24 protein-coding genes and 1 pseudogene are annotated in these 20575 nt (G+C 36.8%); 21 read left to right on the plus strand and 4 right to left on the minus strand.

All coding sequences use genetic code 11. From position 1 onward, the window contains the following. Nucleotides 1-40: 40 nt before the first annotated feature. Nucleotides 41-700: a 5-bromo-4-chloroindolyl phosphate hydrolysis family protein gene (locus tag IGJ76_RS02170; protein ID WP_067485323.1), complete on the minus strand. Its 660-nt coding sequence runs from the start codon at nucleotides 698-700 to the stop codon at nucleotides 41-43. 236 nt (nucleotides 701-936) lie between these two features. On the opposite strand from IGJ76_RS02170, the gene IGJ76_RS02175 reads away from it, so the two are divergent. The 4 genes from IGJ76_RS02175 to IGJ76_RS02190 are packed head-to-tail and all read left to right on the plus strand — an operon-like array spanning nucleotide 937 to nucleotide 3066. After that, nucleotides 937-1500 carry an NUDIX hydrolase gene (locus tag IGJ76_RS02175; protein WP_071868775.1) on the plus strand — a complete coding sequence of 188 codons (564 nt, stop codon included), beginning with the start codon at nucleotides 937-939 and terminating at the stop codon, nucleotides 1498-1500. A gap of 12 nt (nucleotides 1501-1512) precedes the next feature. Further along, nucleotides 1513-1800 carry a cell wall synthase accessory phosphoprotein MacP gene (macP, locus tag IGJ76_RS02180; protein ID WP_067485317.1) on the plus strand — a complete coding sequence of 96 codons (288 nt, stop codon included), beginning with the start codon at nucleotides 1513-1515 and terminating at the stop codon, nucleotides 1798-1800. A 16-nt stretch (nucleotides 1801-1816) separates the two neighbouring features. Further along, complete coding sequence (locus IGJ76_RS02185; protein WP_071868776.1) at nucleotides 1817-2509, plus strand: 5'-methylthioadenosine/adenosylhomocysteine nucleosidase; 693 nt, start codon at nucleotides 1817-1819, stop codon at nucleotides 2507-2509. An 11-nt stretch (nucleotides 2510-2520) separates the two neighbouring features. Further along, the gene (locus tag IGJ76_RS02190; protein WP_067485311.1) at nucleotides 2521-3066 is read left to right on the plus strand and encodes a cysteine hydrolase family protein; all 546 of its coding nucleotides are present in this window, start codon (nucleotides 2521-2523) and stop codon (nucleotides 3064-3066) included. A 645-nt stretch (nucleotides 3067-3711) separates the two neighbouring features. Here IGJ76_RS02190 and IGJ76_RS02195 read toward each other — a convergent pair. Further along, nucleotides 3712-5619 (minus strand): M13 family metallopeptidase, encoded by a 1908-nt coding sequence (locus IGJ76_RS02195; RefSeq protein ID WP_067485305.1) that lies wholly within the window; start codon nucleotides 5617-5619, stop codon nucleotides 3712-3714. A gap of 224 nt (nucleotides 5620-5843) precedes the next feature. Here IGJ76_RS02195 and IGJ76_RS02200 point away from each other — a divergent pair. The 13 genes and pseudogenes from IGJ76_RS02200 to IGJ76_RS02260 all read left to right on the plus strand — a co-directional run. Further along, a pseudogene (locus IGJ76_RS02200) lies at nucleotides 5844-6368 on the plus strand (dihydrolipoamide dehydrogenase); the annotation flags it as partial. Nucleotides 6369-6445: 77 nt separating this feature from the next. Beyond that, on the plus strand, nucleotides 6446-7420 hold the full coding sequence (locus tag IGJ76_RS02205; protein WP_067485302.1) for a ribose-phosphate diphosphokinase: 975 nt from the start codon (nucleotides 6446-6448) through the stop codon (nucleotides 7418-7420). A gap of 188 nt (nucleotides 7421-7608) precedes the next feature. Next, nucleotides 7609-8745 (plus strand): cysteine desulfurase family protein, encoded by a 1137-nt coding sequence (locus IGJ76_RS02210; RefSeq protein WP_067485299.1) that lies wholly within the window; start codon nucleotides 7609-7611, stop codon nucleotides 8743-8745. 140 nt (nucleotides 8746-8885) lie between these two features. After that, entirely contained in the window at nucleotides 8886-9233 is a 348-nt protein-coding gene (locus tag IGJ76_RS02215) for a DUF1831 domain-containing protein (protein ID WP_067485296.1), read from the plus strand. Between the two features lie 648 nt (nucleotides 9234-9881). Then, entirely contained in the window at nucleotides 9882-10049 is a 168-nt protein-coding gene (locus IGJ76_RS02220; RefSeq protein ID WP_231885469.1) for a CAT RNA binding domain-containing protein, read from the plus strand. An 83-nt stretch (nucleotides 10050-10132) separates the two neighbouring features. Beyond that, entirely contained in the window at nucleotides 10133-10594 is a 462-nt protein-coding gene (locus tag IGJ76_RS02225) for a PTS sugar transporter subunit IIA (protein WP_231885468.1), read from the plus strand. Nucleotides 10595-10613: 19 nt separating this feature from the next. Then, nucleotides 10614-11492 carry a ketose-bisphosphate aldolase gene (locus IGJ76_RS02230; protein WP_218658083.1) on the plus strand — a complete coding sequence of 293 codons (879 nt, stop codon included), beginning with the start codon at nucleotides 10614-10616 and terminating at the stop codon, nucleotides 11490-11492. Nucleotides 11493-11506: 14 nt separating this feature from the next. Continuing rightward, nucleotides 11507-11815 carry a PTS fructose transporter subunit IIB gene (locus IGJ76_RS02235; RefSeq protein WP_067485290.1) on the plus strand — a complete coding sequence of 103 codons (309 nt, stop codon included), beginning with the start codon at nucleotides 11507-11509 and terminating at the stop codon, nucleotides 11813-11815. A gap of 16 nt (nucleotides 11816-11831) precedes the next feature. Beyond that, nucleotides 11832-12929: a PTS fructose transporter subunit IIC gene (locus tag IGJ76_RS02240; RefSeq protein WP_067485287.1), complete on the plus strand. Its 1098-nt coding sequence runs from the start codon at nucleotides 11832-11834 to the stop codon at nucleotides 12927-12929. An 11-nt stretch (nucleotides 12930-12940) separates the two neighbouring features. Continuing rightward, the gene (locus IGJ76_RS02245) at nucleotides 12941-13447 is read left to right on the plus strand and encodes a D-lyxose/D-mannose family sugar isomerase (protein WP_430596702.1); all 507 of its coding nucleotides are present in this window, start codon (nucleotides 12941-12943) and stop codon (nucleotides 13445-13447) included. 459 nt (nucleotides 13448-13906) lie between these two features. Continuing rightward, a complete protein-coding gene (locus IGJ76_RS02250) occupies nucleotides 13907-14482 on the plus strand; it encodes a TIGR00730 family Rossman fold protein (RefSeq protein WP_071868780.1) in 576 nt (191 codons plus the stop codon). Further along, the gene (locus tag IGJ76_RS02255) at nucleotides 14482-14922 is read left to right on the plus strand and encodes a nucleoside 2-deoxyribosyltransferase (protein WP_430596703.1); all 441 of its coding nucleotides are present in this window, start codon (nucleotides 14482-14484) and stop codon (nucleotides 14920-14922) included. The genes IGJ76_RS02250 and IGJ76_RS02255 overlap by 1 nt, the downstream gene beginning before the upstream one ends. A 15-nt stretch (nucleotides 14923-14937) precedes the next feature. Beyond that, nucleotides 14938-15639 (plus strand): deoxynucleoside kinase, encoded by a 702-nt coding sequence (locus tag IGJ76_RS02260; RefSeq protein ID WP_071868782.1) that lies wholly within the window; start codon nucleotides 14938-14940, stop codon nucleotides 15637-15639. 44 nt (nucleotides 15640-15683) lie between these two features. Here the strand turns inward: IGJ76_RS02260 and IGJ76_RS02265 are convergent, their stop codons facing one another. Then, nucleotides 15684-15863, minus strand: coding sequence for a hypothetical protein (locus IGJ76_RS02265; protein ID WP_172843738.1), 180 nt, complete (start codon nucleotides 15861-15863; stop codon nucleotides 15684-15686). Nucleotides 15864-16138: 275 nt separating this feature from the next. After that, nucleotides 16139-16561, minus strand: coding sequence for a hypothetical protein (locus tag IGJ76_RS02270; protein WP_067485270.1), 423 nt, complete (start codon nucleotides 16559-16561; stop codon nucleotides 16139-16141). A gap of 200 nt (nucleotides 16562-16761) precedes the next feature. Between IGJ76_RS02270 and IGJ76_RS02275 the strand changes: the two genes are divergently transcribed. From IGJ76_RS02275 to IGJ76_RS02290, 4 genes are all read left to right on the plus strand, one after another. Further along, nucleotides 16762-17742: a LacI family DNA-binding transcriptional regulator gene (locus tag IGJ76_RS02275; RefSeq protein ID WP_430596704.1), complete on the plus strand. Its 981-nt coding sequence runs from the start codon at nucleotides 16762-16764 to the stop codon at nucleotides 17740-17742. A 16-nt stretch (nucleotides 17743-17758) separates the two neighbouring features. Next, complete coding sequence (locus IGJ76_RS02280) at nucleotides 17759-19156, plus strand: glycoside hydrolase family 1 protein (RefSeq protein WP_349703205.1); 1398 nt, start codon at nucleotides 17759-17761, stop codon at nucleotides 19154-19156. Between the two features lie 278 nt (nucleotides 19157-19434). Next, the gene (locus IGJ76_RS02285; RefSeq protein ID WP_071868786.1) at nucleotides 19435-20019 is read left to right on the plus strand and encodes a hypothetical protein; all 585 of its coding nucleotides are present in this window, start codon (nucleotides 19435-19437) and stop codon (nucleotides 20017-20019) included. 66 nt (nucleotides 20020-20085) lie between these two features. Continuing rightward, complete coding sequence (locus tag IGJ76_RS02290; RefSeq protein WP_071868787.1) at nucleotides 20086-20493, plus strand: GNAT family N-acetyltransferase; 408 nt, start codon at nucleotides 20086-20088, stop codon at nucleotides 20491-20493. Nucleotides 20494-20575 lie beyond the last annotated feature (82 nt).

Genomic DNA, 20575 nt, shown 5'->3' on the forward strand with positions numbered 1-20575 from the left:
TTCGAGTCATTAGCTGACTATTCGAGTGACTCAGAAAAGATTAGTCTTCTTCTCTTCTATTATCACGTTTTAAGTTTTGTTTCGCAACTGATATCTCTAAATCTAGGTCATCTAAATCATCTGATACAAATTGTTGATAGTCTTGCGCAATCAAGCTAGCAACCTGATCGATGATCTGCGCACTTTCTTCTAATTTTGCATAAGTCTGCTTATTTTTGATTTCATGATTATTAATTTCGATATATTTATCCGTCAAATCAATGAGGTTTGGCAGATGTGTATAAAGAAAGTGACTAGCATCATGTAAGCGATGTGGCTCTTTGACCAATTCTTTAAAGAGTGCTTTGGCTGCTTTGACGGTGTCGTGACGTAGGTCAATTGCTTTAAGTTTTGCTGTTTGATTTAAGTTTACTTGAAGTCGATTGATTTGCGTTTTTGTGTGATTCATTGTTTCTCGAAAAAAATTAATTTCGCTTGGCGTCATACCAACTTCTGTATAGTGAACTTTTAAATCATCTGATAGTTCAGGAATTTCTTTTGAACGTTTTTTATTTTTTCCAGAACCAAATAGCTTCCATAAGACCAATAAAATGCCGGCTAAAATGATTGAGCTACTAATTAGCGAAGAATCTCCGCTGCTTGAAACAAATAGCAGAATTAGTCCGATTCCTAAAATCCATGGCCATTTTCGTTTTTTCATAATATGCCCTCCAGATTATTCTTTCCATTGAGTATCTATCGATGTTTCGATTTATTTCCCGTTTACATCTTTTATTTTAGCATATCCAGCTTAAGAAAGAGTATCGGGCTAAGGATGGATTTTCATATTTTAGGAAAATTCTAAGGTTTTTCTATGGTAAACTAGTAAGGAGTTTCTAGGAAAATTGAAAAAATAAAAAAAAGCAGTTATTATTACAAAAGAAAGCAGGAAACAGGATGCTGAATTATGACCAATTTGAAGAAAAAACAATGACGCGTAAAGAAATTTTTCATGGAAAAATTATTGATGTCGCTTTAGATGAAGTTCGTTTACCTGATGGAAAAATAGCTCAGCGTGAATTAGTTTTTCATCCGGGTGGCGTAGGAATCATCGCCTTTGATGAACAAGAACGTTTATTGTTAGTCAAACAGTTTAGAAAACCACTAGAAAAAGTGATTTTAGAAATTCCTGCTGGGAAAATTGATCCGGGAGAAGGACGAGAACCTGAATTAACTGCACGCAGAGAATTGGAAGAGGAAACTGGCTACCGTGCACAAGATATGACCCACATCACCTCGATGTATTTATCACCAGGTTTTGCTAATGAATTGTTGCATGTGTATCACGCAACAAACATAGAAAAAGTTGTGAATCCATTAGCGCAAGATGAAGATGAAGTATTAGAACTTTATGCGCTAACAATGGCAGAGGCGAAACAAGCAATGACTGAAGGCGTCATTTGCGATGCAAAAACCATTTTTGCGATTCAGTATTGGGCGTTATTGTCTAAAGGAAAGTAGAGGGATCGGCTGATGGCCAAAGGACCGCTGATTACGCGTTCAGAATTACGAAAACGACAAGAAGAGCAACTGAGAGAACCAGTTGATGAAACCAACTATCAGGTAAACAATCAGAGTGAGCCAGAGTCGGCTAACAGCTCAAATTTTTATCGTAAAGAAAGTAAAAAGAAACAAAAGGTAACGAAGACTCGAACAAGTGAACGAGAAAAAACACATAAGTGGAATGTTTTTTTGATGAAAGCATTAGCGATTGTGATCTTGTTGCTTTGTGTTGTTATTTTGGCAATCATATTTATTTAAGAGAGAAGGAATTTTTATGAAAATCGGTATTATCGGAGCAATGGAAGAAGAAGTAAAAATTTTGCGAGAAAATTTAAGTGAACCTTTGTCTTGGGAACGTGCAGGAGCATTATTCATTTCTGGCTCACTGGGAAAACATGAAGTTATCGTTGTTCGCTCAGGTATCGGTAAAGTATTGGCATCTATTACAACTAGTTTACTGATTCAACAATACGGTGTGAATATGGTTATCAATACTGGTTCTGCCGGTGGCATTGGTGAAGGCTTAGCTGTTGGTGATATTGTTGTTTCAGATAAAGTTGCCTATTTTGATGCAGACGCAACGGGATTTGGCTATGAACCAGGTCAATTACCAGGAATGCCACTTTATTATGAAGCAAGTACTTATTTACGTTCGGAAATGGTGAAGGCAGCAAACGCAACCAACTTAAATGTAAAAGAAGGCTTGATTGTAACTGGGGATACATTCGTAGATTCTCCAAAAAAAGTACAAGAAATCTTGACGAACTTCCCAGAAGCATTGGCTTGTGAGATGGAAGGGGCAGCTGTAGGACAAACGGCACGTCAATTCAATATTCCATTCTTGATTGTACGCGCAATGAGCGATACAGCAGATCACTCAGCGACACAAACATTCGATGAGTTTATTGAAGATGCAGGTAAACGTTCAGCAGAAATGGTTATCCAATTTGTTAAACATCTCGTTTAAGGAGGAAACACATGAAAGCATTAGTGTCAATTGATTATACAAATGACTTCGTTGCAACTGATGGGAAATTGACGACGGGTGCTGCGGGACAAGCAATTGAAACAGCAATTACAGCACATACCCGTGAATTTATTGAGGAAAATGAATATGTGGTATTCGCAATTGATGCCCATGATCCAAAAGATGTATTTCATCCAGAGAATCGTTTGTTTCCACCTCATAACGTAATTGGAACTGATGGTCGAGAATTATTTGGGACGTTAGCGCCACTTTATCAAAAATACCAAGAACAAGAAAACATTTACTGGATCGATAAAAGACATTATTCTGCTTTTAGTGGAACAGACTTAGATATTCGCTTGCGAGAAAGAAAGATTACAGACTTATATTTAACAGGTGTTTGCACAGATATTTGCGTCTTGCATACGGCTGTTGATGCGTATAATTTGGGTTATAACTTATTTATTTACAAGGATGCTGTGGCAAGCTTTGATGAAATGGGGCATGAATGGGCGCTCAGACATTTTGAAAATACGTTGGGAGCAACGATTGTCTAAAAGGTTGTGGCACAAGGCGTTTAGCTTCAAGCAATAAGAATTTCTTTCTAAAAATAGCTCCTCATGTTTTTATGAAAGAAGGACTTATTGCCGAAGAAGCTGCCTTGGGAACACCGTGGATAGAGGTTGTGGCTCCAAACGTTTAGCTTCAAGCAATAAGGATGCTTTTCTAAAAATAGTTTCTCATATTTTTATGAAAAGAGGATTTATTGCCGAAGAAGTTGCTTTGGGAACACCGTGGATAAAGGTTGTGGCTCAAAACGTTCAGATCCGACTAGATAGTGGGCAGACACTCAAAATAGCTCCTCATATTTTGTAGGGGATGCAAGCTATCTTGAGGAGTTGTTTTGTGAACACCGTAAATAGAGGTTGTGGCTTCAAGTGTTCAGCCCCGAAAAAATAATGAGCAACTGACAAAATAGCCTTTCCTATTTTGGAACAGTTATGAGTTTATTTCGAGGAATTACTTGAGGAACACCGTAGATAGAGGTTGTAAAAAAATATTCAGCTTTGAATGGATAATGAAAAAATTATGTTCACCAAGAGAAAAATAGGAATAAAAAATGAGGGCTGATTTATCAGTCCTCATTTTTGATAGTTCGTTTGTGATCAATAGTCAAAAGTCAGAAATTTTAGTGCACTATGTTACCAAATATGCACACGCTTTTCTGGTACACGATACATAGCATCATCTGGAGTAACATCAAACGTAGTGTAGAATTCTTCTAAATTTTGTGGTTGGATATTTGCGCGAAGCTTTGCTGGCGCATGAACATCCACTTGCAATAGTAGTTGTTGGTATTCTTTTTTTGCTTTGGTGCGCCAAATGGTTGCCCAGTTAACAAAGAAAGCTTCTAATGAAAGATCTGGTTCACCTTTAGCCGCTTCCAAGGCACAGCTTAGCCCACCTGCATCTGCGATGTTTTCTGAAACAGTTAGTTTTCCGTTTACGGTACCTTCTGCAAATTCAATTCCATCAAACTCTGCAATCATGGCTTTTGCTTTTTCTTGGAAATGAGCTAAGTCTTCATCTGTCCACCAGTTGTTTAAATTCCCATACTCATCAAAAAGTGCGCCGTTATTATCAAAAGCATGTGAGATTTCGTGTGCGATGACAGCACCAATCCCACCAAAGTTTGCAGAGCTCGATTGATCCAAACTGTAAAAAGGTGCTTGTAAAATTGCTGCTGGGAAAACAATGATATTTCTAAATGGATGATAATAAGCATTGACTGTGTCAGCGCTCATTTCCCATTCTGTTCGATCAACAGGTTTGTTCCATTTGCTGAAACGGTCAATCAGTACTTTTTTACTAAAATCGAAGGCATTTGAAAGTAAAGAGCCTCCTTCTTCAGAGGATACTGTTTGGAATTGATCAAAAATCGCTGGGATTTTCTCAGGATAACCAACTTGAATACCTAATTTGTTTAATTTAATAATGGCTTTTTCGCGTGTTTCATCACTAAGCCAATTGTTTTCTTCTAATCGTTTTTGATAAACAGCAATCATCTTTTGTACCATTTGTTCAACATCTTTTTTAGCCGCTTCACCAAAATATTTTTTGCCGTAATAATCACCTACGACTTGATCGAATTGACCAGAAGCTAAATAGAAGGCTGCTTTCTTTTGTGGCATCGCTTCATCAGCACCAGAAAGTGTACGGGAATAGATGCTGCCGATTTGTCGAAAGTCTTCGGAAAGATAACCACTCAATGAACGAACGGTTTTAACAAATAACCAGCTCTTCAATAATGAAAAATGCGCATCGGTTAGTAATTCATCCAAATGTTCAAAGTAAACGGGATCCGTTACAATTACTTTATCTGGTTGTGTCCCAATCAAACCAATCGTTAATTTTTCTAGGTCTAATTTTTCGCTGTAACCGACAAAAGTTTCAAATGATTTTGGGTTATACATTTTGCTGTAATCTGCATTTTCTTCCGCACTCTTAACATGTGGAGCAATCAGTTTGTCAAATTGAATGGCTTGTTCCACGATTGATTCAGCATGCTGTCTTTCTTTACCAGTAAGCTCTAATAACTGAACCATCATGTCAAAGAATACAGATAAAAGCTGTGCGCCGTTTGGATGTTCAGGTGTGTAATACGTTTTGTCGGGTAGAAATAAAGAAGGTGAATAAGCAAAATAAGCATTTGTTTGCGCGTTTTTCATATCTGCATCAACATCAACTGTGAATGGCAATGCAAATCCTTCCAGTGTCCAGTCAGGAAACAACGCATTTAAATCAGAATAAGAATTGATGGCTTCGATTTTTTCCAATAAAGGTAAAAGCGGTGTTGCGCCTAAGTCGTTTCGTTTGGAGTAATCATTTGCTAGTTGATAGTAGGCGAGAAAGTTTTTCATTTTTTCGGAAGAAACTTTTTCGGGATGTGCGAGTAAGTTGTCTACTTCGCCCATCAAAAGCTGGTCGATTCCTTCAACTAAATCTTGAAATCCACCTGTAGCAGGTTTGTCAGCAGGAATTTTTGCTGTCTTTAGCCAGTCTTCATTGACTGCTTCAAAGAAATCTTGTTTCAATCGTTCTTTATTCATTCATCAGTCACTCCTTTTTTCTCGTGAATTCATTATCTAACAAAAAGTTTTTTTAAACAAATACTATGGTGTTTGTCGGTTTTTTTGTGAGAAATGAAAAATCAAAGTCATTTGTTTTTTAGTTGGCATCTATTATAATGAAAAAAAGGAGGCGAAGACAACTGAAATCAGAAATGAAAGAGTTTTCTTTAGCTGAAACAACCAATCAAATGATGAAAGAGCAGTGGGTTGGTTTGCCAGAAGAACGTTTTGAAAAGTACCAGAACTGGAAAACGCCATCTGGCTACTTATGTGGCACTTACGCGACGGCAGTTTTGTTAGCTTATTATCAAGATTACCGACAAGAGTTCACATTGCCGGAACGAATTCGTGTCAAAGATAGTCCAGATGAATCTGTACTAATTGATTTGTTACGTGCCTATATCCAACCACTAGGAATGCCGACAATCCCGTTACAAGTTAGTCAGGGACTTTCTCGATTTTTAAAAGCAATGGGAGAAGCGCAGCGCGCTAGAGGAACCTTGCTTGGGTCATGGCAACGTGCAACCAAACGAATTCGGCAAGGAAAACCAGTGTTAGTTGGTTTGTTGAAAGGATTAGGAAGTACCTACGGAAATCATTGGGTGGTGGCTTACGCATATTTTGAATCAACAACAGGAGAACGTTATTACAAGGTACATGATAATTGGGGAAATGCGAAAAAAATCATTCCAGTAAGCTGGACAAATGGAACTGTTTCACTTTCGTAACAATTTGCTGAAATTACCAGAAAATATGTTGAAAGTATGTTAAACTAACGTGGAATAGAAGTTTTAGGGAGGCCTACATGAGTAAAAAGTATCAGGATGACACGCTGAAAATTTTTAGCTTGAATGGAAATCGTCCATTAGCTGAAAAAATTGCAAAAGTGTTTGGGACAGAACTAGGAAAAAGTGTGGTAAAACAATTTAGTGATGGCGAAATCGCAATCAATATTGAAGAGAGTATTCGTGGCGATCATGTTTACATCGTTCAATCAACGAATGCGCCGGTGAATGATTATTATATGGAACTATTGATAATGATTGATGCAATGAAACGTGCAAGTGCTAAAACGATTAACGTTGTTTTGCCTTATTATGGATATGCGCGTCAAGACCGTACAGCGAAGCCTCATGAACCAATTACAGCAAAACTGATTGCTAATTTAATTGAAGAAGCTGGAGCAACACGTGTTTTAACATTGGATTTACACACGGTTCAAGTACAAGGATTCTTTGATATTCCTGTAGATAATTTATTCACGATGCCACTTTTTGCACATTACTATCGCGAACTTGGCTTAACAGGTGATGACATCGTTGTTGTGTCGCCAAAAAATAGTGGAGTCCAACGTGCGCGTAGTCTTTCTGAATACTTAGATAGTACTTTGGCAATCGTTGATCACGCAGATGATGCTGACTTAGATAGTGGCTATGTGATTGGTGATGTTGAAGGGAAAACATGCATTATGGTAGATGATATCTTAAACACAGGTGCTACATTTGCACGCGCTGCAAATGTCTTGAAAGAAAATGGTGCGAAAGATGTTTATGCTTGTGCCTCTCATGGGTTACTTTCAGTACCTGCAAAATCCATTCTAGACGGAGCACCAATCAAAGATATCTGTATCACTGATTCTGTTTGGACAAAGGACGAATTCCATCCAGAAAACTTGACGATTATTACTTGTTCTGAACTGATGGGTGAAGCTGTGAAACGAATTCACGAAAACACACCGATGAGTCCATTATTCAAGTTAGAAGAAAAAGCTTTTGACTAACCAATCGAAAGGTTGCTAATCAAAAAGTGAGAATAGCGAGTAGTTTCCTCAAGTTGTGGGAGGAGCTATTCGTTTTTTTTACTCAGCAAGTTGCTTACTTTTTTCTGAGGAATGAAGGAGTTATTTTTGGTAAGTAAGCTATTCTGTGCTAGAATGTGCCTAGTTATAAGTGGAAAGGATGAAATAAGGTGGAAAAAATTTATTTGGATCATGCGGCGACGACACCAATGCATCCTCAAGTAATCAAAGCAATGACTGATATTATGAATGAAACATTTGGAAATCCTTCAAGCATTCATGGATTCGGAAGAGTAGCACATGAAAAACTTGAAACAGCACGTCAAATGATTGCTGATACATTACAGGTGAAATCGCATGAAATTATTTTTAATAGTGGTGGAACTGAAGGCGATAATACAGCAATTCTTGAAACAGCTTTTGCAAGACAAAGTGAAGGCAAACATCTGATTACCACTGCAATCGAACATCCTGCAGTATTGAATACGATGAAATATTTGGAAACGCAAGGGTTTGAAGTCACTTATTTACCTGTTGATGAAAATGGGAATCTTTCAATCGCTGACTTTCAACAAGCATTGCGTGAAGATACGATTTTAGTTTCGATTATGTATGGAAATAATGAAATTGGAAATTTAATGCCTATCAAGGAAATCGGTGAATTATTGGCAGAGCATCCTGCGTATTTTCACACCGACGCTGTCCAAGCCTACGGAAACCAAACGATTCGTCCGGAAGCTTTGGGCCTTGATTTGTTGAGTGTTTCTGCACATAAAATCAATGGACCAAAAGGTGTTGGGTTCTTGTACAAACGTGACGGTGTGGTGATTCCAGCCCTACTTTTAGGTGGAGAACAAGAAGAAAAACGACGCGCAGGAACAGAAAATCTAGCAGGTATCTGGGGTATGGCAACAGCTGCAACGATTTTAGATGAAGAAGAACGTCAAGCTAGAAGTGAGAAATACCAAAAATTCCAACAAATGATTTTAACAGCGCTGGAAGATCATGGAATTGAGTATCAAGTGAATGGTGATTTAGCGAATAAATTACCTCATGTTTTGAATTTAAGATTACCTGGTGTGACGAATGATTTATTACTCATGAAATTGGATCTTAGAGGAATTGCTATTTCAACAGGATCAGCATGTACAGCAGGAAATATTGAACCTTCCCACGTGTTAGAAGCAATGTATGGTGAAGACACACCAATTCTAAAAGAATCAATTCGAATTAGCTTTGGGTTTGGGAACACAGAAGAAGAGATTCAACATTTTATCGAACAATTGCTTTCAATTTTAGAAAAATGAAAAAAGGACGGGCAAACGTGATTTCGTTTGCCCGTCCTTTTTTCTTTGTGCTTTTATAAAACTTTTGCCAAAGAAGCTAGTAAATTAAATTGGAAACTTTTATAATTAAGATAGAAAATAATTTTATCGAGGTGAAGAACGTGGCATTTGAAAAAACAGCGACAGTTCTTGGTGCAGAAACTAGTTATCGTTTAGCGCCAAGCGCAAAACGATATACACTGAGAGATAATGGCTTTATTGAAACAAATGGGGGAAATTACCAATTGATCCGCCCTTTAGATGCAACTCCACAAAGTAAAGAAGGTTTTAAGTTAAAGGTAACCGTATCAAAGGATATCCAAACAGTAAAAATGTCGATTACCACAGCTAACGGTCTGAAAGCTGTGAATATTTTTAAAGATCCTAAGCAAAAAATGAGTCAAGATAAGTTTTACTTCTTGATGGATGGAATGATCAGCCGAGGATTATTTGAAAAAGTTGAAGACTAAGCAAAAAATAACTAACCTCTCAATCAGTTGAAGGGTTAGTTATTTCTTTTTTATAACAAAGATATCTATAATTAGATTATTCTATACTATTTACAAAGCTTGAACATTCAATGTTTATTGAAAAAAATAATTTACGCATTTTTGGTAAAAAAACACCCCAGTTTTTTGTAGTTTTTATGTTTTTCTTGACTACTGGATACGCTATCAGTATCATAAGTGGCAGATAGAAACAGCCAAATAAAAAAGGCACCTCAGCAAATGGTGGCAGCCAAATGCTGAGGCCTTGAATCAGTCAACCAAACGGACCAATCAAGTTTGCCATAGTCAACGCAATGCATCAACCTCGTTCATTGTAACGAATCTGGAAGTATAAATCTAGTTTTTTAGAGAAATTTTCTAGAGGATGTATTCGGTTTATTTGCTATGCTGAAAGGTATTGGACAGATTGTGTTCGATACCTTTTCTTTTGTCTTAAAATACGCGTAAGAGACAAAAACTACTAAAAAGTGGCATCGTTTGTGCTACATAATTGTAGGAGCGAAGATTTTTTGTGATTTTATTGCCTTTTTTCATCGTTTGAAATAAAGTCCGCGTATTAATTTATGAAGGCACATTTCAATGTGGCTGTTTCTGTCATAAAAAGGAGGCATGCAGGTGCAAGTGATTTTGATATTGAATCATAATGCAGTCGTTGCAAGATCAAAGAAGGGAGAGTGGGTACTCATTCGACGAGGAATTGGATTTGGTAAGAAGGTCGGTGATCTCGTCGAACCAAAGAATGTGGAATGTATGTACCAAAAGATATCAATAGGATAACTAGGGGAGTTACTGTCTGGCAGGCTTGACCCATTCCAATGTTTGGAATGAGTCAGGTCTATTTTTTTTAGGAGGATGATTGGTTGGAAGCACTTGATATTCAGGAAATTATTCATAAAGACTTACTTGTTGTAGATTCGAAAGCAACGACCAAAGGCCAGATTCTGAAAGAACTAGCCGATTTATTAGAACGCAAAGGGTACGTAGCAAGCTCAGAAATATTTTTAACAGATGTCTATCAGCGAGAATCAGAAGGCGCAACTGGTATCGGACAGGGAATTGCGATACCGCATGGTAAGTCCACTACCGTGAATCAAACCGTAATTCTCATCGCTACTTTAGCACAACCAATTCCTTGGGAAACGCTCGATGATCAAGATGTCAAAGTTGTTCTTTTATTTGCAGTAAAAGCGGAAGATGCCAATCTTAAACATCTGCGGCTATTACAAAAAATTGCAACTTTGCTTGCAGATAATGAATTTATTCATGAATTAAAAGAAGTAGATACAGTTGAAGCTTTATATCAATTAATGATTAACCAATAAAAAAGGAGTGTCGATTAATATGTTAGTAACAGGAAAAGAAATTTTAGCAGTGGCAAAAGAAAAAGGGTTCGCAGTACCAGCATTCAATGCAGGTTCAGGTCAGTTATTGAATGCAGTGATGGAGGCGTGTGAGGAAGCAAAAGCGCCAGTTATGATTGCGATTCACCCAGAGGAACTACGTTTTTTAACAGATAGTTTTGTTTCACAAGTTAAATATTTAGCAGAAAAAGTAACGATTCCCGTTTGTATTCATTTAGACCATGGAGCAAATTTTGAGCAGGTTATTCACGCGATCCAATTAGGGTTTACGTCTGTAATGATTGATGCGTCTCATCATTCTTTTAAAGAAAATATCGCAATTTCTCAAAAAGTCGTAGAAGCAGCCCATGCAGTGGGCGTCTCGGTCGAAGCAGAGTTAGGAACGATTGGTGACACAGGGAACACAGTTGAAGGTGGCGTTAGCGAAATTATTTATACGGACCCAAAAGTTGCGCAGAAGTTTATTGAAGAAACGGGTGTCGATAGCTTAGCTGTGGCAATCGGAACAGCGCATGGGATTTATCCAAAAGATGTTGATCCAGAGTTGCGCTTAGATATTTTAGAAGAGATTGAATATCTGACTGATGTCCCATTGGTTTTGCATGGTGGCTCAAGCAATCCGGATGATGAAATTTCAAAAGCTGTAGTGATGGGTGTCAATAAAATCAATATTTCTAGCGATATCAAAATTGTTTTCGCAGAAAAACTACGTGAAGTCTTAAATGAAGGAAATCTGGAAATTCGTGAACCAAATGTGCTGTTCCCACCATGTATGGAAGCGACAAAAGAAGTTGCGTTACAAAAAATTCATTTATTTAAAGCTGACGATAAGGCAAAATACTACACTACATCGAAATAGGAGGAGATCAATCCATGAAGATTGTTGGAATTGCTGCATGTACAGCGGGAATTGCGCATACTTACATCGCCCAAGAAAAACTACTTCAAGCTGCTAAGGCACGCGGACATGAGATCCATGTGGAAACACAAGGCCTAGCTGGTACGCAAGATGCTTTATTATCCAGCGATATTCAAGCTGCTGATATGGTATTGATTGCTGCGGATATCAAAGTTAGCGGGCGTAGTCGATTTACGGGAAAACGTATCGTGGACGTGCCTACAAGCTTGGTTGTTAAATCACCAAATAAATTGATGGAAAAGCTAGAAGAAATGCTCAAATAAATTTCAGGAGGACAAAATGGATAAAATCAAGACTTTAGGCATCAAAAAACATTTGATGACTGCAATTTCATTCTTTTTACCAATCGTTGTTGCTTCAGGTTTTTTATTAGCAATTGGAAACATGTTAGATGGTGTTGCAATTGAGACTTTTTCTGAGGGATTCGCATTTGCAGATACGTTGACTTCAATGGGAAATTATGGATTAGGTTTGTTGCCAATGATTGTTTCTTGTGCGATTTCTTACTCCATTGCCGACAAGCCGGGGATTGCTCCTGGTTTAATTATTGGGATGGTTGCAAAAGGAATTGGCGCAGGGTTTCTAGGGGGAATGCTTGGTGGGTACGTTTCGGGGATCATCGTGGTTCTCTTAACAGCTGGAATCAAAGTACCTAAATGGATGGAAGGTTTGATGCCGACTCTGGTTTTACCGTTTCTTAGTTCATTGATTGCCGGGCTGGTCATGTACTATGTAATTGGGACGCCAATCAATTGGTTTACAAACTTGATTACGAACTATTTGACTGGATTGGATACTTCTTCACTCTTTTTATACGGTGCAGTAATTGGTGTGCTTTCTGCGATTGATTACGGGGGAGCAATCAATAAAGTTGTCTTTGCTTTTGTCTTTGCTTTATTCTCAGAGGGAATCTATGAACCGGTCACTGTACTGATTTTGGCATCAATGGTAACGCCTTTTGGTTTGACGATGGCATTTTTCCTAGGAAAGATCATTCAAAAAGAAATTTTTAATCGTCAAGAAATCGAAACGCTAAAAACTGCGTTTCCGATGGGCATTTGTCAAATCACCGAAGGCTGTTTTCCTATTGTATTGAATGACTTGGTCCGCAATGTTATTGCTACTGGTGTTGGCGGTGGAATTGGCGGCGGACTAAGTATGTTGTGGGGAGCAGACAGCCATATTCCTGCTTCAGGGATGTTTGCTGTTGCTACGATGACCAGACCTTGGGCATTCATAGGTGCATTAATGATTGGTTCGTTTGCAACGGCTGTAACGATTTTAGTTTTGAAGAAACGTGTAGATCCAAATGCAGAAGTTGTTGTGGTCGAAAAAGCAGAAGAAGAAATTTCTTGGGATGATCTAACAATCAATTGAGGAGAACAGTCATGGACTATCAAACAAAAGTAAAACAGCTATTTTTGGATTCAGGAATGATTTTTACAGATGAAGAACTAGAGACCATTGAATTTGTTGATTTTGGCTTAGGTGCTATCGAGGTCGAAGGACTGAACTTATTTGTATATGAAAACAATGAACGCTATTGTGGAAAAGAACTAGCTTTGCTACCCTATCAAACATGTCCTGAACATCGACACCTACCAAGAAAAAATGATCTTGGTAAAAGAGAAACGTTTCGGTGTCGAAAAGGAATCGTCTATTTGTATGTTGAAGGAGAGGGACCTGAAGTCCTATCATGCGAATTACCTGAAAATAATCAAGCAACTTATACAGTGAGGAAAGAGATTGTTTTACGACCAGGTGATCAGTATACGATTGAACCAAATATCAAACATTGGTTTCAAGCAGGGGAGACTGGCGCCGTGGTGACAGAATTTTCTTCTAGTAGTGATGATGCGAGTGATATTTTTACTAATCCGATGATCCAACGATAGTAAAAAGCAAAATAAAAATGGATTTGAAAAAAAGAATGTGTAGTTCATTTTTCGAAGAAAAGATGAAAGAGGTCTGGAAAATTTTCCAACCTCTTTTTTGTGCTTCGCGAAACATTCTTACTTAGTGAAACATAACAAATAAAAAAATTTTTGGAAAAAATGAAGAAAATGTTTGAACCAAGTTGAAGAAGCGAATGAACAAACGGTTGAAAAAAATGTGTTATTCTTTCACATAAGATAATAAATAAGCCAATGGGAAAGAAAGTCATTTCAATTATTTAGGTATCTGTTATTTTTCTTGATTTTTCATGAAAAAATAAGAAATAAAAGTTTTAGGGGTAAATCACTATATATAGTGTTTTTTTATTGTATACCACTAAAAATGCACAAAATCTAGTCTTTTCTTTTAAAAAAACACGAGTAGAATGAAGATAGATTTTAAAGTGAGGAAGTGTTTTTTTGAAATTAACTGTTTTTTGCGGTTCCCGTTTTGGCGAAAAAGAAAGCTACAAATTTATTGCCCAAACGTTAGGAAAATATATAGCACAAGAAGAAATAGAGCTCGTTTATGGTGGTTCAAATGCTGGAATCATGGGGATCATCAGCCAAACTGTGCTCGAAAATGAAGGAAAAGTTACTGGAATCTATCCAACTGGTTTATTTGAAGCAGAAACGCCAGCTGAAGAAGTAACGACGTTCATTGCAACAGAAACAATTGATGAGCGTAAAGAGTTATTATTTAGTGAAGGCGATGCTGTCTTAGTGTTTCCAGGAGGTTTGGGTACATTAGAAGAGTTTTCTCAGCTACTTTCATGGATTGCGATCGGATTAGTGCCAGAAAAACCAATTGGGATTCTGGATATTGGTGGGTATTATACAGGACTGGAGCAGTTGTTGAAGAATTTTGCCAAAGAAGGGTTTATGGATGAAAAATGGCTTGATCAAGTTGTTTTTTCAAATAACCCATTAAAATTAGTTGATTTATTAAAAGGGACGCATCAAGAAAATCGTCCTTTAGTGAAGGAGATTTATTGATGAGCCAAATTTATTTAGCAGGACCATTTTTTTCAGAGGAACAAGTTGAACGTATTCAACGAATCGAGCAAGCATTAGAAGACAATACTACCGTTTCGACTTTCTATTCGCCACGACATCACCAAGAGAGCGATTATGAAATGTTTAGCGCAGGCTGGGCACAAGAAGTGTATCAACGAGATATGACGGAAGTAACCGATGCGCAAGCTGTAGTAGCTATTTTGGATTTCGAACATCAAACGATTGATCCTGGCACCGCATATGAGCTAGGTGTTGCGACAATGTTGAACAAACCAATAATTATTTTCCAAGAAGAGATAGTACCAGTGAATTTGATGGTTACAGAAAGTCTTCATGCTTATTTAAAAAATGATAGAGAAATTCAGCAATATGATTTTGAAAAAATGCCGAAACATGCATATATTGGTGAGTATTTATAGAAAAGGAAGGGTTGTATGTCAGTGATTTTAATTTCAGGAACGATTGGCGCAGGAAAGAGTAGCTTAACAGATATGCTTGCAACAGAGATCCGTTCAAAGCCATTTTATGAAAGTGTAGAGGATAATGAAGTATTACCACTTTTTTATTCAAATCCAGAACAGTATGCATTTTTATTACAAATCTTCTTTTTGAACAAACGATTTTTAGCGATGAAAAACGCATTGATCAATGATGATAATGTTCTTGATCGTTCAATTTATGAAGATAGTTTATTGTTTCATCTAAATGCAGATCTTGGTCGTGTGACGGATATCGAAGTACAGCAGTATGATAATTTATTAGATACGATGTTAAACGAGTTAGATGATGTGGCGCCTAAAAAACGTCCTGATCTAATGGTTCATATCAAAGTTTCTTTAGACACGATGCTAAGCCGAATCAAAAAACGTGGTCGTGATTATGAACAATTAGAAAGCGATGAAACATTGTACAATTATTATCAACAATTGAATGAACGTTATGATCAATGGTATGAAAACTTTGATGTTTGTCCAAAAATCCAAATTGATGGGGATCAATTTGACTTTGTCGAAGAACCAGAGCATGCGAAAGAAGTAATTGAACAAATTAAGCAAAAATTAGTTGAATTAGAAAAAGCGCCTGCTGGAAGTTATTACACAGATAACAACTTAGCAAAAGGGCAAGAATTAGGATAAATAAAAAAGGCGTCGTGAGAAAATCACGGCGCCTTTTAATGCAATTAATGTGGCTTACTGCTCACTGCTTGAATGTTATCTGTAACATAAGCATCAAAGGATTTAAACGAATCTTGAATCAGTTTATGGCAGTTATCACAAATGCTTAAACTTCCTTGATCGCTAAATTCCGTATGGATGTTTTTATTGCTGGTGCATGTACAATAGTCATGACTATCAAATATATTCATTTTTTTCTCCTTAGTAACCAATCTAACTTTCCCAATATAACAGAAAAAAAGAAAATAGGGAGAAAAATTAAGAGAATTTAACGTGTTCTGAGTCTTTTTGTTTATTACATAAAAAAGGACTGGGGCAAAAGAAGCTTAAATAGAAAAAAAGCCTAAAATTCGTTTTTGAAAACGTTGATTTTAGGCTTTTTTAAATTGAAAAACGTGTGAAGAACGACTGGATTTTTCGTTTTGTCCTAGTCTCAAATCATGTACTGGATCACAATTGTTTAAATACTATAAACGTTACCATCTTCATCTTTTATCTGATAGTTACCAATTTTAGTAAAGACAACGGAAACTTCTTTTTTGTCTGCCATTCCAGTAATTGTATAACTGTCACCTTTTGTGTCAATTTTAATGGAAGTTAAGGTAATGTTCTCACTGGTCTCAGAAGAAGTCGTACTGTCTTCGTTATAGGTACGCAACCATTCCATCTTATCATCGGTAAACGTAATTTTCCCACTAACTAAATTCATGTTCTTACGCATTTTCAAAGAATAAACACTATTTGAAATATCAGTTTTTTCTGCTTTAAGCGTAGAAGATTCGGTGGTTTCGTTTGTTGATTGGTTTGATCCACCCAGCATATTACAGCCAGTTAAGGTAAAAAGTACCAGTCCTAGAGTAAATATAGCTAATAGTTTCTTCAAAATCCTGCCTCCGTCTAATAGGATAAAGAAATTATACCATTTGAATGAACAACAGGAAACTAAGGATTGTAAAAATCTTTTTAAGGAAAACGCTTAAAAAGTAGTTGCAACTTGGAAAAGTGTTTGTTATATTATTTTTGAACCGGTTCAAAAATCGGTGAGCAACTAAAGATACTTCACTAAAAAAAGAGGTGAACAAGTTGAGTTCAATTCGTGAAGTAGCCAAATTAGCAGGCGTTTCTACAGGTAGTGTCTCACGTTACCTGAATGGTCAAACACTAAAAGTAGCCAATATGGAAAAAATCGCTACGGCAATCAATCAACTGAATTACAAAGAAAATATTATTGCTAAAGGGTTAAAGAATAATCGAAGCTTTTCAGTCGGACTGTTAATGAATAATTTGTCGAGTCGACTAAGTGCGGATATCGTAGCAAGTATTGAAGCATTGATGGAAGCAAACGGGTATAGTTTATTTTTAAGTTGTTTTAATGGTGAAGCGCAATTAGTTTCGCAAAAAATCGACTATCTACTTTCGCACTCAATTGATGGACTGATTCTTTTTGAAGCAGATGAAACTTGGCCAGAAATGGAAAAATTAGTAGAGCTAACGATTCCAATCATTTCTTTAAATACGCCTAATCGGTTGGGAAATGTCGATTCGATTTTAGTTAATGATCGCAAAAGTGTCCGCAAAACGATTGAGCAGATGATTGCGATGGGACATCAGTCAATTGGTGTTATCGCAGCGCCACAAACAGAATATGTGGCTAGAGAGCGATTAGCCGGGGCATTGGAAGCCAAGAAATACAGCGAAAAAGAAATAACTATTGACGTTTACACGGGTGATTACTCACGATTGAGTGGCTTTTATGGTGCGAAAGAATTATTAGCCAAAAACATAACAGCTTTATTTGTTTGTAACTATAACATGTCTATTGGAGCACTAGAATATTTTAACAAAAGTGATCAACAAATTGATCAAGAGATTTATTTTGCGCACTACGACTACTTAGATGAGTTACAGACGGTACTTCCTGAACGAATCATCATTCAACAACCCGCTGTGACAATTGGTGAATTGTGTGGGAAACGTTTGATTGAAAGAATGGAAAACCAGCATACAAGTGGTCAAACGATTCTTTTAGAAAATAAAATTTATGGAATGAAACAAAATAACTAAAAAAGAGGACGAGAAGATGACAAAGTATCAATTTCCTGAAAATTTCTGGTGGGGTTCAGCAGCAAGCGGCCCACAAACAGAAGGACGCGTAGCAAATGATGGCAAAGGTGATAATATTTTTGATTATTGGTATGCACAAGAGCCAGAAAAATTTTTTAATGAAGTAGGTCCAGGTAAAACATCACAAGTTTATACCAAGTACAAAGAAGATGTACAGTTAATGAAACAAACTGGACATAATTCTTTCCGTACATCGATTCAATGGAGTCGTTTGTTACCAGATGAATCTGGTGAAGTAAATCAAAAAGCGGTTGATTTTTATAATAGTTATTTTGACGAATTAATCGAAAATGGTATCGAACCGTTTGTAAATTTGTATCACTTTGACATGCCAATGTACCTTCAAGAAAAAGGTGGCTGGTTAAATCGTGAAACAGTTGAAGCTTATGAACGCTATGCAACGATTTGCTTTGAACTATTTGGACAAAAAATCAAAAAATGGTTTACTCATAACGAACCAATCGTTCCTGTTGAAGCTGGTTACTTGTATCGTTGGCACTATCCAGAAGAAGCAAATATGAAACATGCTGTTCAAGTTGGATATCACGAAGCTTTGTCGTCTGCGCTTGCAATCAAAGCATATCATTCTCTAGACTTATCTGGAAAAATTGGGATTATTTTGAATTTAACACCTAGTTATCCACGTGATGAAAATAACCCGGAAGATGTCAAGGCAGCAAAATTAGCAGATGCGTTCTTTAATCGCTCATTCCTTGATCCAGCAGTTAAGGGCGAGTTTCCGAAAGAACTGATTGAGGTATTAAAAGGCTTAGATTTGTTACCTGAAATCAAAGAGGGTGACAAGGAAATCATCAAAGAAAATACGGTTGATATTTTAGGAATCAATTATTACCAACCACGTCGAATCAAAGCAAAGGAAACACCAATTGACAAAGCTCTTTCGCCAATGCCTGAAGACTTCTTTGATAACTATGAAATGCCTGGCAGAAAGATGAATCCTTACCGTGGATGGGAAATCTATGAAAAAGGGATTTATGATATCTTGATCAACGTTCGTGACAATTACGGAAATATTGACTGTTTCATCTCTGAAAACGGAATGGGTGTTGAAGATGAAGCAAGATTTATTCAAGAAGATGGGATGATTCACGATGACTATCGAATTGAATTTGTAACAGATCACTTGAAGTATGTGCATCAAGCAATTCAAGAAGGAGCCAATTGTTTAGGGTATCATATGTGGACATGCATGGATAACTGGTCTTGGACGAACGCTTATAAAAATCGTTATGGTTTTATTTCAGTAAATTTAGCTAAAGATGGCGAGCGTACAATTAAAGAATCAGGTCATTGGTTCAAGCAAGTTTCTGACCAAAATGGATTTGATGCGTAATTAGCGCGAGCAAAATTTTTTAAATTTTACTCAGGTCATCAAAAATAAAATAAAAACTGTGTTTAAATCACGTAAAGATTTAAACACAGTTTTTTTTCGCTAGAAAAAAGTGTTATTGATTACTATGAAATTTTATAGTCAAGTTGTCTTTTCAACGATAGTTTGTTTATTAAAAAAAGCAGCTAGTTATTTATTGTTTTTTTACAGGTTTTTTACCTTTAGATTTCATTTTTTGTATATAATAGAACAGGTAAATTCAAATAGGAGTGGAAGAAGGTATGAGAAAGAAGCGTCCTGTTCTTCTCTTTTGGTTAATTGGTTTTTTCCTTTTGCTTATTCTATCTGTAACGATTTCTGGACGAATCACAACAGAAATAGTTCATACAAAAACGGAAAAAATCGTTGCAAGCAAAGAATCAGTAGATAAATTTAGAAAAGAATTCTCAACTTATTGGTGGGAGGACTATAAATTTGAAGCCGACTATGATCAAGGCGAATTAGTGATTTATTTACCAAAAGGAAAAGAAGACAACCAGTTTACAAATATCGACGATGTTTTAAGTGCGATTTCCTTGAGACAATATCAATTTAAAGATAAACGACTGACCGTTTTACTGTTATCAAATTCGGGAGAGAAGCTAGCCCGATTAAAAAATGGAAAAGTAACAAAAGGGTACTCTGACAAAGTAGATAAAAAAGTCGTGGCCAGTCGCTTAGCGGAATGGAAAAAGACAAATACGCCAACGAAAACAAGTGATTCCAGTCATCCGAAAACAACAACTGGCTCAACGACTGTACCACCGGCAACAAATTCGTCTGAAAGTTCATCCACAAGTAGTCATCTTTCTGGGACGAGCCAGTGATCAAAAAATAGTGAAAAGAAAAGTTGTGACAACTGTCACAGCTTTTTTTTGGAAAAGAGGGAGAAAATGATTTCTTATCGTGCAACGAAAAAACTAACACAACAGCAATTATTAGGGTTATATGAAGACGCTGGCTGGACAGCCTATACGAAAGATATCGAGCAACTACAGCAAGCCGTTCAACATTCCTTATCCGTTATCACTGCGTGGAAAGAGGACGAACTAGTTGGGTTGATTCGTGTCGTGGGCGATGGGCTAACGATTATTTATATTCAAGATATCTTAGTCAAAAAAGTAGTTCAAAATCAAGGAATCGGGTTTGAACTGATGCAGCAAATTTTGTTGAAATATCAAGCAGTTCGTCAAAAAGTATTACTGACGGAAGAGGCGCCAGCTATACGTCATTTTTATGAAAAATGTGGCTTTATTTCGGCAGATAAAGGTGATACAGTCGCTTTTGTTAAACTATCTTAAAATATAAAAATTTATTAAAAAAAATAGTCTTTTAGCTTATTCTCATTTTTTAAGTTCAAAATGTACGACAAAAGTGAATAGA

This window comes from Enterococcus sp. DIV0175, from assembly GCF_050529075.1.
GTDB classification, from domain to species: domain Bacteria; phylum Bacillota; class Bacilli; order Lactobacillales; family Enterococcaceae; genus Enterococcus_B; species Enterococcus_B thailandicus.